This window comes from Bifidobacterium sp. LH_417 (assembly GCF_056357035.1).
The window spans coordinates 1-13,713 of sequence record NZ_JBKEVI010000012.1 but is presented as its reverse complement, the minus strand read 5'-3'; the positions used below and the strand labels follow the sequence as shown (position 1 = coordinate 13,713).

At 66.7% G+C, this 13,713-nt stretch carries 7 protein-coding genes; 6 read left to right on the top strand and 1 reads right to left on the bottom strand.

The window, feature by feature from the left end; translation table 11 throughout:
• The first annotated feature begins 105 nt into the window (after positions 1–105).
• From AC1AYR_RS07945 to AC1AYR_RS07920, 6 genes are all read left to right on the top strand, one after another.
• Positions 106–4,356 (top strand): PD-(D/E)XK nuclease family protein, encoded by a 4,251-nt coding sequence (locus tag AC1AYR_RS07945; RefSeq protein ID WP_476512245.1) that lies wholly within the window; start codon positions 106–108, stop codon positions 4,354–4,356.
• On the top strand, positions 4,353–8,405 hold the full coding sequence (locus AC1AYR_RS07940; protein WP_476512246.1) for an ATP-dependent DNA helicase: 4,053 nt from the start codon (positions 4,353–4,355) through the stop codon (positions 8,403–8,405). Before AC1AYR_RS07945 ends, AC1AYR_RS07940 begins: the two co-directional genes overlap by 4 nt.
• Before the next feature lie 218 nt (positions 8,406–8,623).
• Positions 8,624–9,487: a GNAT family N-acetyltransferase gene (locus AC1AYR_RS07935; RefSeq protein WP_476512247.1), complete on the top strand. Its 864-nt coding sequence runs from the start codon at positions 8,624–8,626 to the stop codon at positions 9,485–9,487.
• Positions 9,484–10,794 carry an MFS transporter gene (locus tag AC1AYR_RS07930; protein ID WP_476512248.1) on the top strand — a complete coding sequence of 437 codons (1,311 nt, stop codon included), beginning with the start codon at positions 9,484–9,486 and terminating at the stop codon, positions 10,792–10,794. Before AC1AYR_RS07935 ends, AC1AYR_RS07930 begins: the two co-directional genes overlap by 4 nt.
• 149 nt (positions 10,795–10,943) lie before the next feature.
• Positions 10,944–12,179, top strand: a complete 1,236-nt coding sequence (locus AC1AYR_RS07925; RefSeq protein ID WP_476512249.1) for a pyridoxal phosphate-dependent aminotransferase — start codon at positions 10,944–10,946, stop codon at positions 12,177–12,179.
• A 113-nt stretch (positions 12,180–12,292) separates the two neighbouring features.
• Positions 12,293–13,261, top strand: a complete 969-nt coding sequence (locus tag AC1AYR_RS07920) for a Ppx/GppA phosphatase family protein (RefSeq protein ID WP_476512250.1) — start codon at positions 12,293–12,295, stop codon at positions 13,259–13,261.
• A gap of 89 nt (positions 13,262–13,350) precedes the next feature.
• Here the strand turns inward: AC1AYR_RS07920 and AC1AYR_RS07915 are convergent.
• On the bottom strand, positions 13,351–13,713 hold a 363-nt coding region (locus tag AC1AYR_RS07915; protein ID WP_476555155.1), incomplete at its 5' end, for a transposase.

The window sequence follows — 13,713 nt, the reverse complement described above, 5'->3', positions numbered from 1 at the left end:
CGACGTGTCGGGGCCGTTATCCCTGAAAACCGTTGGGACACGCGGGAAGAACACAATTTCCGGTAGATGTCTACCGGTTTTTTCGACGCGGTTTAGGCTGGATGCATGACTGGATACATGGAAGCCCATGAGGCGTTGGACAAGCTGATTCGCGGCGAAGGCGGCGGGAGCGCGCTGCTGGTCTCCGGCGCGCCGCAGAGCGGCAAGACCGGTTTCGCCCATGACGCGCTCCTGCGCGGCTTGGACGCGTTCGGCGATGCCCGTGCAATGATGACTGTGGCGAACCGCGTCATCGCCGACACGCTCGGCGACGCGGTCATCCGGCACGTCGGTGCGTCTGCGCAGGTGCGCCCGGTCACCACGCTCGCCGCCTTGGCGTTCCGCGTCATCGCCGATGACCGATTCGCCTCCGGTGGCCCCGCGCCGAGACTGCTCAACGGCGCCGAACAGGACGCGCTGCTGCGTGGCGTGCTCGCCGCACACATCCGTCATGCCGAATCCGGTGATGTATGCGGCGTCTGCATGCTGTTGCGCGATTATTTCGCATCCGAGGACTGGCGGTCGTCCGTCGGATCGTTCCCCGACAGGGGAGCGGACGCGTCGTCGGGAGGTCGGACCACCGCGGCGTTTCTCGAACGAGGGGTGTCGACCGAGTTCGTCGGCCAGCTGCGCGACATGCTCGCGCGTATGAACGAGCTGGGCGTCTCGCCGGATCGGGAGAGTGAACTGCTGCTTGCCTTGGAGGCGTCCTCGGGCGCGGAGCGGAACATCCGTGCGGAACGGTTGCGCGTGCAATGGAGGCTGGCGTTCGCGCTGCGCCGTGAATACGGCATGGCCGTCGAGGAGGCCTACCCGAATGAATACCGGCTCGATTCCTCGGAGCTGCTGACGCAGGCCTCCACCGTGCTGCGGCGCGGCGGAGGGGACCCCCCTGAACTGCTGGTCGTCGACGATTTCCAGGATTCCACGCTCGCGGCCATGCGGTTCCTGGAGGCCGCATCCGGTCGGGGGACGCGCCTCGTGCTCGTGGGTGATCCGGACGAGGCGGTGCAGACCTTCCGAGGCTCATACCCCGAATACCTGTTCGCGCGTGCCGTGGAGGGCCCCATCGCCGCCCGAAGCGTCGCCCTGCAATCCGGCGGCACGGGCGGGACGGCGTCCGTGGGCGGCCCCACATACCGTGACGTCGTCGCCTCGAGAATCTCCCTGTCGATTCCCTCGCCGCTGGAGGACCCCATACCATTGCCCGAACGGCCATGGAAACTGCCGCGGCATGAGGGTGCCTGGCCGATCGTCCGTCTCGACGGTTCCTCGCCGTTGCCCGCGGACGGCTCCCTGAGGTGCGCGCTGTACCGCAGTCCCCGTGAGGAACTCGACGATGTGGTGTGGCGCATCAAGCACGAGCATCTCGACGGTGGGGCCCCATGGAACGACATGGCCGTCATCGCGCATGACAACGGCACCGTGCGCCTGTTCGGGGAACGGTTGCGGCGCGACGGCGTGCCCGTGCGGTACTCATCCGTCACCCGCCCCCTCAAGGAGGAACCGTTCGTGCGTGGCCTGTTCGCGCTCATCGAGCTGGCGCGCCTGAGAAACGACGGCATCGAAGGCGCGGGATCGGATCCGCGTGCGCTCGCCGACTACGTGCGCGTCCGCGTCGCCACATTGATGACGAGCCGGCTGGTCACTGTAGGCTCCACGCCGGGAGAAGGCGCTCCCGGACGCATGGAGCCGATCGAGGCGGCGATGCGCTCGCTGGAGTCCCTCGCTTCGATCGTCGACGCAACCGCGGTCGACGGAACCACAGTCGGCGGGGAAGCGGCCACGGAGATGCCGGTCGTCTCTTCCACCGAGCAGGACGGTTCCGCCGTTGAGTCGGCATCCGGCGCGTTGGGCGGCTTGATGGCCGCATGGAGCGCATTGGTCGAATCGTGGCCCGGAAACGACGACGTCCATGTCGATGATTCCCTGTTGGAGGAGCGGGACGCTGCGGCATCGCAGTCGCAGACGACTGTTGCTGAAGAGACGCGACGTGCACCCGTGTTCGGGGTCGGCGCCCAATACGTGATGCTCGCACTGGATGATTCGCGCGCTCCCGCCTCGCACGTGCTCGCCGTGATCAACCAGGTGCTGGGCGGTGACCCGCAGGCGCGTGCCTTCATCCGACTGTGGACGCTCGTCGGCAAGGTCGCCTCGGCGGTATCCCGTCTGGATTCGGACGAACCGCAGTTCGTGCTCGCCGCCGCATGGGACGCCACGGGAGTCGCGACGGCGTGGCAGCGTCAGGCGCTCGCCAACACGCCTGACGGACGGGCAGCCAACGACCGTCTGGACGTGGCCATGAGACTGTTCCAGTATGCGGAGGACGGTTCCGCCGGCAGGGACATCACCGCATTCATCGCGCAGGTGCGGTCCATGCAGATCGAAGCCGACTCGCTCGCCCGCGTGAAGCCGATGGATCAGGCCGTTACCCTCACCACACCAGCAGGAGCGGCCGGACGCCACTGGAACCACGTGTGGATACCCGCCATGCAGCAGGATGTGTGGCCCAACCTCGCCGAACGCAACACCATGTTCGGCGGCGAGGATATGGCCGACATCGTCCTTCGTGGGCCGGAAGCCCACGCCGTCTGGGCCATGGCGCCCGCGCCGGGGACCCGGCTGGGCGAAGTGCTTTCCGGGGAGAAGAAAAGCCTGCTCTACGCCATCACCCGTGCGGCGGCGAACTCCCATGATTCCGGCACGGTGACGGTCAGTGCCGTGGACAACGACGATCTGACCCCGTCCGATTTCCTCTACGGCTATATGCCGGAGTGCTTCGGCCGAGGCGACAAGGCATCGTTCGCCGAAGTGGGAGGGTCGGATGCGAAGGAACCGGCGGAGAGCGATGAATCGACCGGGACGGAGCCGATGCCTCTTGCCGGATTGGATTGCGATCCGCGCGGACTGGTGGCCGTGGCCCGCATCATCCTGTCCCGCTGTCCGTCCGAGGATCCGCGAGCCCGGGATGCGGCCGCGGCGCTCGCTCTGCTCGCCGGAAGCGGAGTGACATCGGCCGACCCCGATGTATGGGCGTACCTGCATACGGCGGAACGCGACGACGCCGAAGTCGAAACCGGTGCGCCGGAGACCGATGCTCCAGTCGTGTCGTTGTCCCCTTCGGCGGTGGACCGGCTCTGGGAATGCCCGGTGTGCTGGCTGCTGGAGAACCGGTTCGCAGGGCCCCGTCCGGGCAGCGCGGCCACCGGTTTCGGCACGCTGATTCACGCGGTCGCCCAGCGGGCCTGCGAAGAAGGGCTGGACCTTCCCGACTACATGGCCGATGCGGGGGTGCAGGATCGTCTGGATGCCGTGACCCGTCGTCTCATCGGCATCTACGACGAGATGAAGATCGACGCATCCGATATCGACGATCCCGCGGCGCGCTACGCGGCGATCCGCAAGGACGAGAAGGCCGGCATCACGCTCGCCAACCTCGCCTCGTATTTCGTGACCTCCAATGAGCCGGACTATCTCGGCTCCAATACGGGCAAGTTCGACGTGGGCAGACTCGAACGCTCCTCCTGCGAGGAGGAGTTCTCCGCCCGGTTCGGACTCGACGAGATCCTCGCCGCCTATAATGCCGTGCCCGGAGCCGGGCCGGCCGGGCGCGGCGACCTCATGACGATGATGGGCGCGCTCGTCGGCGGATGGCCGGAAGGCATGCGCGAGGACCTGACCATACGCCTCTCCGGACGCATCGACCGCAAGGAGATCCGCATCATGGCGGACGGCAGCCATGCCATACGGCTCATCGACTACAAGACCGGGCATGTGCCCTCCACTCTGCAACGGTTCAACGATCTGCAGCTCGTCTGCTATCAGCTGGGACTCGCGTTCCCCGAGCATACGGAGGAAACCATGTTGCATGGCGGTCCGGGTCACCGCGAGACGCCGGTCATCGCGCAAAGCGCGCTGTTCCACGTCGAAGCCCATGAGGCCCCGGCGCAGAGCTTCGCCCCCGAAGGGCTGTTCCAGCCGGCATTGTTCACCGGCGGCGCATTGAACAGCGAACCGTTCGCTCCACGGTTCCACTACCGTGACCCCGCCAAGCTCATGGACGTTCCCGTTGTTCCCATGGAACCGCCGCAGGGCATCGACCCCCACGTGTGGGAACGGTTCGTCGCTCTGCAGGGCACGCAGGCGATGTGGGCGCTCGCCATGATCGCCCGCGTGTTCTACGCGGCATCCGCGAGCAGATCGACGCATCTGACCGCCCACCCCACCGCACAGCATCTCGCATACTGCCGTATGCGAACCGTTTGTCCGGCATGCGCCGGCCAGGTCGACACCGTATTCGAAACGAGGCAGGCATGAACAGCGCACCCACATTCACGGACAGTCCCGAACAGGCCGCCGTCATCAACGCCCCCGTGGCGGATGATGTGCTCGTCGTCGCCGGTGCCGGTTCGGGCAAGACCTATACGATGACGCGCCGCATCATCGAGCTCATCCGCCGGGGTGTGGCCCCCGAACGGATTCTCGGCCTCACGTTCACGCGCAAAGCCGCCGGCGAGCTGCTGGCGCGTGTATCCGCGGCCGTGGCGGAAGGCGTCTCCACGGCGGCGGAAGGCGCAAACGCCGATACCGACGCCGAGACGATTCGCGCCGCGGGCGATCGCATGTTCCTCAAACCCGTCGTCTATACATACGACGCGTTCTTCCAATCCATCGTCCGCCAATACGGTCTGCTCGTCGGATTCGACCAGAACACGCAGCCGTTGAGCGAAGCGGGGGCATTGCAGTTGGCGACGAATGTCATCGACCGGAACATGGATCGTCTGCGTGGGCATGACCTCGGTGCGTTCAACACGCTTGCCGGCAAGGTGCTCGCCCTCTCCGGAGCGATAGGAAGCGCGATGATCGGCCATGACGCGACGGACATGGAAACCGCCATCGCACGGGTGCGCGCATGGGACGGCGCCTTCATCGAACAGGTGCGCGATGCCATCGGCACCGAACCGGTTCCCGAGGAGACACCCAAGCTCACCAAGCCACGACGCCTGAAGAAAGACAGCGACGCCGCGTGGACGGCGAAACTCGACGAGTATCACGAGCGGTTGCACGCCGCCTGCGTATCCCACTGCGCCGGACTCATCGGCGTCGCCGAACAGCGGGACGTGCTCCTCGACCTGGTCGAGGCGTATGCGCAGGAGAAGCGGCGGCTCAATCTGGCGGAATTCGGTGATTTCACCATCGCCGCCTACCAGCTGGTCACCCGGTTCCCTTCCATCGGGGAACGGTATCGTCAGCGGTTCGGCCATGTGCTGCTCGACGAATACCAAGACACGTCCACCACGCAGGCCGCGTTGCTCGCCACCCTCTTCCATGACGGCGACACCGCCGTCAACGCGGTAGGGGACCCGTTCCAGTCGATCTACGCATGGCGCGGGGCCAGCCCGGGCGCGTTCCGCCTGTTCCAGCGCGACTTCGGTATGGGCGGCAACGCCCGACCCTACGAGTTGAGCGTCACAAGACGCAACTCCCGGATCGTGCTGGAAGCCGCCAACGACCTGACATTGCCCTTGCGCGTCACGCCCAGACGTGCCGGCAGCTCGATGATGCGCGAAGTCGACGTCGCCCCACTATCCACCCTGCCGGACGCGGCGACGGGCACGCTCGGCGTGATCGGCTACGACACGCTCGGCCAGGAGATCGACGGCGTCGTGCGGTTCTGCCGTCACGCCCTCGCCGTCAACGACCACGACGACCCGAAGCAACCTCCCACCACGGCAGTGCTGTTCCGGTCGAAGAAGCACATGGCCGAATACCAGCAGGCGATGGAGCAAGCGGGGTTGAGCACGCGCGTCGTCGGCTATTCCGCCATACTCGAACGTCCGGAGATCCGTGACGTGCTCGCCCTGCTGCACGTCGCCTCCGACCACACCGATTCGGGCTCGCTCATGCGACTGCTCGCCACGCCGCGGTTCGGGCTCGACGCGGCGACGCTCACGGCGTTGGCGGCGCTCGCAGAAGCGTCCAACACGGAAGTGCGCTATCAGGCGCTTGTCGCGGCCGGCATCGCTCCGGCCGATGCGCCGCGCCGTGATCGCGCCGGCATCGTCCGCGAACACCGGGACGCCGTCGCCAACGCCGTGTTCCTTCCCGATCTGTTGCAGGATGCCGATCTCGCCGGCATCCTGCAACGGGACGGACGGTTCGATCACGCCACATCACGTGGGATATTGCACGCCGCCCGCATGCTGCGGGCGGTGCGTGGCATGGTCGGCAGGCCTCTGCCCGACGTGGTGCGCGCAGCCGTGCAGGCCCTCGACCTCGACATCGACACCGTGGTCGCCCAATCCATGCGCAACCGCGCCGGCACTCCCGACCCGACGGTCGCCCGCATCCCCATGGAGACGATCGTCGACCTGGTCGACACGTACATCAGCGAGATCGCCGCCGACTCCACACCCACGCTGCGCGGATTCATGGCATGGGTGGACGCGTTGCGCAGCGTCGAGGACGAGACGGCACGATTGAACTCAGGGAGGCACGTCGATGTGGAGCTGATGACCGTCCACCAGTCCAAGGGACTCGAATGGGATGCGGTCGCCGTGGTCGGTCTCGCCGAAGGAACGTTCCCCAGCAATCAGGGCGACCATCTTTCGATCGAAGCCGATCCCGATCATGCGGGCGGCATCGAGAACGGAGAGTGGACTGCTCCCGAATACCATGAGCGCGCCTCCACATGGTTGGACGATCCCACCGCCGTGCCGGTTCCGGTGCGCGCCGACGCCGGAATCCTGCCGCGATTCCCGCATGACGCCCCCGCTGGCGCTGATCCTCTGGAGGCATTGCGGCCGTTGGACGACGTGGAACTCATCGATGACGAGGTCTACGGGTCGTTGCGTGCGGTCGGCGACGGCGTCAACGACGTCGACCCGGACGGCTGGTATCTCACCCAGGAAGAGGAATACGGGCGTCGTCTGCACGCCGATGAACGTCGCCTCATGTACGTGGCGTTGACGAGAGCCCGACGCGACGTGTTGCTCACCTACAGCCGCAACGGCGAGACGGGGCGTGACCCGTCGGTGCTGGGATCCAAACCCCGTATGGCGAAACCCTCCAACTTCTGGCTGGAGGTCCATGACGCGCTTCACTCGCATGACGGGACGATCATGGCCGAGTCGGCCAACACGTCCCGGGCCTCGGAATCCTCCGGTCCGGCCGGCGAGTCCGATGCTCCGACTGATGCCGCAGTCGATGCCGGTGAACGCCCGCGCACGCCGGCGAGCATGGGCGTGCCCCGCCCCGATGGGTTCTTCACCGGCGTCGATGCCGGCGGATACGCGTACGCCGTCATCAATGAAGCATGGGACGCGCCGCTTGAGGAACGGACGGAAGACGCTTTGCCGTGGCCGTCCGCGCTGGGAGGCGTGACCTCATCGTCGCTCGTAGAGGCGGCGCACGCCGTCCGCGCCGCCATGCGCGAACGCTCCACGACGGATGATTCGGCTGATTCCACGACGGCGGGCGAGCCGTCTCCGGACCGTTCCGCACGCGGCACGCTGCTGGACAAGGCGCGTCTGCTTGCTGCGGACGACGACCTCATGTCGGAGGTGCTTGACGGCGGAGACCTCGATGAACGGGTCAAGGCGCAGGCGCAGCGCATCCTCGCCGGATCGCGTCAGAGCGTCACCCGGCTCCAGGTCCGTGCCGCCGACATGGGAGAGCGGGAAGAGCGTCGCTACTGGCGCGGCATCGTGCGCCCCATCCCTTCCGTCGCGTCCCCGTCCGCCTCCGCCGGCACGAGATTCCATGCGTGGGCGGAGCGTTTCATCGACTCCGGAATCGAAACGGAATCCTCATCGGGAACGGTTCTGGACCGTCATGCGATACTCGACGAACTGGAACGTCGGGAGACGGCCATCGCCGGCGGTGCTGATGCAGAGGGCAAGAGCGGTTCGCCCCGTTCCCGACGCGTCGAAACGGAACTCGTCGTCTGGCAGCGGCGTCTCGCCGAATCCCCGTGGGCGCGGCGTATGCCGGTCTGGGCGGAGCGGCAGATCGTCGTGGCATTGCCCGAGCTTGACGGCATCATCGCCAACGGCAAGCTCGACGCTGTATTCCGGGGAGGAATCGACCCGGACGATACGACGAAACGGTATACCGTCATCGATTGGAAGACCGGACATCGCCCCCGCAAGGCGAAGGACGTGGCTGACAGGCTCGTGCAGCTCGATCTGTACCGGCTTCTGCTCTCGGCGATGGAAGACGTGCCGTTGGACAGTATCGACGCCGCTCTCTACTATGTGAGTGAGCCCGACGCGACGCTCCGAGAGCTGCGCGCCGAAGCGAAAACCAAAGAGGAAATCATTGCCGAGTTGAGCTCCGGAATCCCCGAGCATACCGACGACGATTAGACCCACCGTCATTCCCGCATCCGGTCATGCGACCACGATGCGTGCGTACACGCGTACGCGCATCGTAACGACGCGTGCGCGGGATGGGCGGCAGCGGGTCCCGCGGCTGAAACGCGCCGTGAACGTCTCGTCGGAGGGAGGCCGCTACCCTCGTGCAGGCATGTGTGGGCGGTCACACGTGCTACACGACACACCGACAGAACAAGGAGTGAAACCCCATGGCTGCGACCAATACCGCAACCACCAATACCGCAACCAACAGCCCCGCACAGCACGGCACTGCGCCCGTGGGCGTCGCACGGCACGACGCCCACAGCGATCATGCCGCCGACGCCGTCGTCTACCGGCCCGTTACTTGGAACGACATCGAGGCCGTCGTAGAGGCCTTCTACGCCACGTGGGGCGTCGACGAGCCAGGTGACCCGAACATCGCGCGCCTCACTTCGAGGCATTTCGTCCTCCACTATCTCGGCCCCGCCACGCGCGGTGAAATCGCCGAAACGGCAGACGGCACGTTCCTGGGTGTCACGTTGTCACGCGTGACAGGCGCGCCCGCACTCTTCGACCGGGTGGCCGACGAGCTCGCCCGCGTCGACGCGTCCCTGCGTGCCACGACGGCCGGCGCGGACGCGCTCGCACGTACCGAGGCATGGCATGAGATCGAGGAACGCATGGAGGACGACATCGACCTCAACGACCGGGCCCCCGCCGAACTCGAACTGTTCGTCGTCGCGCCAGCCGCCCGCGGTCGCGGCGTCGGCGGCACCCTCTGGCGCCATCTGCTCGCCTCGTTCGCCGAAGCCGGCGCGCCACGCTACTACCTGCACACCGATTCCAGCTGTGACATCGGCTTCTACGAGCACAAGGGCCTCGCCCGTGTCGCCGAACGCTACGCCAAGGACCATCCCGGCGGACATGTGGGGGATGGAGAGGATCTCTTCATTTACGAGGGCGAGGTGGAACCGAAGCCCGTGGTGGATGAAGCGGGTGAGTACAGCATCTACGAGGGCGAGGTGGAACCGAAGTCCGTGGTGGATGAAGCGGGTGAGCACGGCATCTACGAGGGCGAGGTGAACGCATGAGCCAGGTCACGACCATGAAGACGCATTCCCCGTACGCCCGCCTGTTCTCCATTCCCGGCGCGAAGGCGTTTTGCGTCTCCGGCGCGGTGGCGCGTCTGCCGATCTCCATGATGAGTCTCGGCATCGTGCTCGCCCTGAACCATCTGTATGACAATTGGACGGTCGCCGGTACGATGAGCGCCGTCTACGTGTTCGCCCTGTCGTGCGTGACGCCGTTCTACGCGCGTCTGTTCGATCGGTTCGGACAGCGCCGCGTCGGCCGCGTCGCGCTCGCCGTGCAGGTCGTCGCCATGCTCGCCTTCGCGTTCGCCGCGCTGGTGCGCGTGCCGATCCCGCTGTTGTTCGCGCTCGCCATCGTGATGGGGCTCACCCAGTTCTCGTTCGGCGCGCTTGTGCGTACCCGTTGGGCGTACGCGCTGCGCGGCCGCGACGACGGCGATGCCCTGCTCAACACCGCGTACGCGATGGAGGCCGCCATCGACGAGGTCGTGTTCATCCTGGGGCCGATCCTCGCCGCGTGGCTCGCCACCAGCGTGCATCCGGTCAGCCAGCTGTTCGTGCCCACCATCGCCTGCGGTGTGGGCGGTACGGTGTTCTTCTCGCTGAAGTCCACGCAGCCGCCGGCCATCGTCGAGATGATCGAGGTCGAGGCGTCCGATACGGCCGTGCGTGGCGTGGGCGATGCCCCCGCCGCCGATAACCTTTCCCTCGACCGGTTGCGCCGCCAAGGCGCGAAGCCGAAGAGCGCGCTCCTCTACGGCGGCGTGCTGCCGCTGCTCGTCGTGTTCCTCGTGTTCAACATGAGCTTCACCTCGTTCGACGTGTCGGTCACCGCCACGATGAAGGCCATGGGGCTCGAACGCTTCCTTGGACTCCAGCTCGCCATGTTCGCGGTCGGCTCGTGCATCGGCGCGGTCGTGTTCGGCTCCCGCCGGTTCAAGGGCTCGCATTGGGCGCACATGGTCATCTTCCTGTGCCTGCTCGTCGTCGGCTATGTGGGATTCCGTCTCACGATGGACAACCTCATCCTTCTGGGAATCGTCGAGATCGTGTCCGGTCTGTGCGTCTCGCCGCTGTTCACCACCGGCAACCTCATCGTCAAGGAACTGGTCCCCGCCGAGAGTCTCACCGAAGGCCTGAGCTGGGTGTCCACGGCGGGCACGGTCGGCACGTCGTTCGGATCGTCGGTGGCGGGCGTCGTGCTTGACGCCTCCAGCCCGCACGTCGGCATGCTGCTGCCCGCGCTGTTCACCGCCTGCGCGATTCCGCTCGCCCTGCTCGGCTGGGCGTTGGCGCGACGGCGCTGACCGATGCCGCCGCGACCGGTCGGATATCGCGTCGAGTCGCGTCACACGCGACCCTGAACCGCCCGTCGCACCGTCTCCACGCGCGTCTTGCGTCCCACCACTCGGGACGCGGGGCGCGCGTGTCGCGTCTTGCCGATACAACGGGCGGTATGACTGGTGAAGCAAAGCAGCCCGCGCCGGCGACGTCCACGCCCGCGATTCCCGAGATGTCCCGCCGCGCCCGCGAGGCGCAACCGTTCCGCGCCATGGTGTTCGGCGAGAAGGCCGACCGCATGATCGCCAACGGCGTGAGCGTGATCAAACTGTCCCTCGGAGAGCCCGACTTCGGCGCGCCTCCCGCCGTGCGCGACGCGATGCGCGAACAGTACGACGGCCGCGCCCTGCCGTACACGGCCGCCATGGGCCTGCCCGAGCTGCGCGAGGCCATCGCCCGCTTCTACCGGGAACGCCACGACCTCGACATCGACCCCAAGCGCATCATCATCACCTCCGGCGGCTCGGCGGCCCTGCTGCTCGCCACCGCGCTCACCGTCGACCCGGGCGACGACGTGATCGTCGCCGACCCGTCCTACCCGTGCAACCGCGAACTCATCAACAGCTTCGAAGGCAACGTCATCGACGTGCCCACCTCCGCGGCCACGCGCTTCCACCTCAACCGCGACCTCGTCGCCGCCCACTGGACGGACCGCACGAAGGCCGTGATGATCACCTCGCCGTCCAACCCGACCGGCACCACCATCGACTTCGACGTGCTGAACGACGTGTGCGACTACGCGCGCGACCACGGCGCGTGGCGCATCGTCGACGAGACCTACATCGACCTCGCGGACCGCGAACCCGACGGCACCGAGATCCGCTCCGTGCTCGCCTGTGACGACGGCGCGATCGTATGCAACAGCTTCTCCAAGTTCTTCGGCATGACCGGCTGGCGACTCGGCTGGGCCGTCATCCCCGACGACGACGCCGTGCTCAAGGCCGTCGACGACCTCGCCACCAACTACTACCTATGCGCGCACACGCCCACCCAGCATGCGGCGCTCGCCTGCTTCACCGAAGCGAGCCTCGACGAATGCGAACGCCGCCGCCAGGAGCTGCTCGCACGCCGCCGCATCGTCATCGACGGCCTCAAGCGCATCGGCCTGCCCGTCGAAGTCGAACCGAACGGCGCGTTCTACGCGTACTTCAACATCACATCCACCGGACTGGACGCGTGGACGTTCTGCGAGCGTGCCCTCGACGAGGCGCACGTCGCGCTCACGCCGGGACGCGACTTCGGCGCCGCCACCGCCGACACGCATGTGCGCTTGAGCTACGCGGCATCGCGCGAGGCGCTCGCCGAGGGGCTCGACCGGCTCGGCCGCTGGCTGCCCACGCTGCACGCGTGACGGTACGTGCCCGACTCGCGCTGCCGCACCTGGTACCTGCGGCACGCGAACGATACGGCACGAAACGACATACACGAAACGACATACACAACATCAAAGGAACGACACCGCACATGGTCAACCTGCGCTCGCACACCACCCGACTCGGCGTGCTCGACATCGGCTCGAACACCATCCACATGCTCATCGTCGACGCCGCGCCCGGCGCGCGTCCCGATCCGGAGGCCAGCACGAAGACCACCGTGCGCCTCATGCAGTACCTCAAGGACGACGGCTCGATCCGGAAGGCCGGCATCGAGGCGATTCTCGAAGCAATCGACGAAGGCATGAAGCTCGCCGAGGAATACCAGATCACGCAGCTGCTCGCCATGGCCACGAGCGCCATCCGCGAGGCGCCGAACGGCAACAAGGTGCTGCGCAAGATCGAGGAGCGCATCGGCCAGGCGGTGACGGTCCTGTCCGGCACCGACGAGGCGCGGCTCACGTTCCTCGCCGCCCGGCGTTGGTACGGCTGGGATGCGGGGCGTCTGCTCATGCTCGACATCGGCGGCGGTTCGCTGGAGGTCGCGATGGGTTCCGACGAGGAGCCGACGGTCGCGTTGTCCGCGCCGGCGGGCGCGGGGCGTGTCACCAAGGAGTTCCTGCCCGAGGGCGTCGCCACGCCGGACGAGCTGGAGGAGGCGCGCAAGCAGGTGCGCAGGATTCTCGAGCCGATGATCGAGGCGTTCCCCAAGTCGAAGCATCCGAATCATGCGGTCGGCACGTCGAAGACGTTCCGTTCGCTCGCCCGTCTCGCCGGCGCCGTGCTGCGCCAGCCGGGCCGCGAGGACACGATGATCATGACGCGCGAGCAGTTGGAGGATTGGATTCCGCGTCTCGCCGCCATCGAACCGGATCAGCGTGTGGCGCTGCCGGGCATCACGCCGGAACGCACGCTGCAGATCGTGGGCGGCGGTATGGTGGCCGACGAGATCATGAAGGCGCTCGACATCCAGGAGATCGAAATCTGTCCGTGGGCGTTGCGCGAGGGCGCGATCCTGCGTTGGCTCGACCAGTTCGGTCGCACGCGTCTCGGTTTCTGAGGACGTTCGCGCGACACGATGTGTGCGCTAACATAACAGTTTGATTGCAGTTTTCCGGCTCTTCGCATTTTGGTGTGTATGGCGTGTGGTTAGAGGTGGGTTTGGATGGCTTGTCTGAAGCCTCCGGTGTGGAGCAGGCTTCTGGTGATGTAGTTGTCGAGGTTGCGGAAGCCGAGGGCGATGCCCCTGAGGGTCTCGAGCCTGCCGTTGATGGCCTCGGTGGGCCCGTTCGCGCCGTTGGGGTGGTCGAAGAACGCGAGAATGTCGCCCATGCGGCGTTTGAGGGTGCGTCCGAGCGTGGCGAGTTCGGGGCATCCGGGCGCCGAGCCCCGGGAGGCGAGGGATTCGATGAGCTCGGCCATCATGCCCCGCCCCCTGCGCCGGTCCTCGTGCGCGTAGCAGGAGATGATCTTCTGGTACGCGCCGTGCGCGAGGGCGAGCGGCTTGTTCGC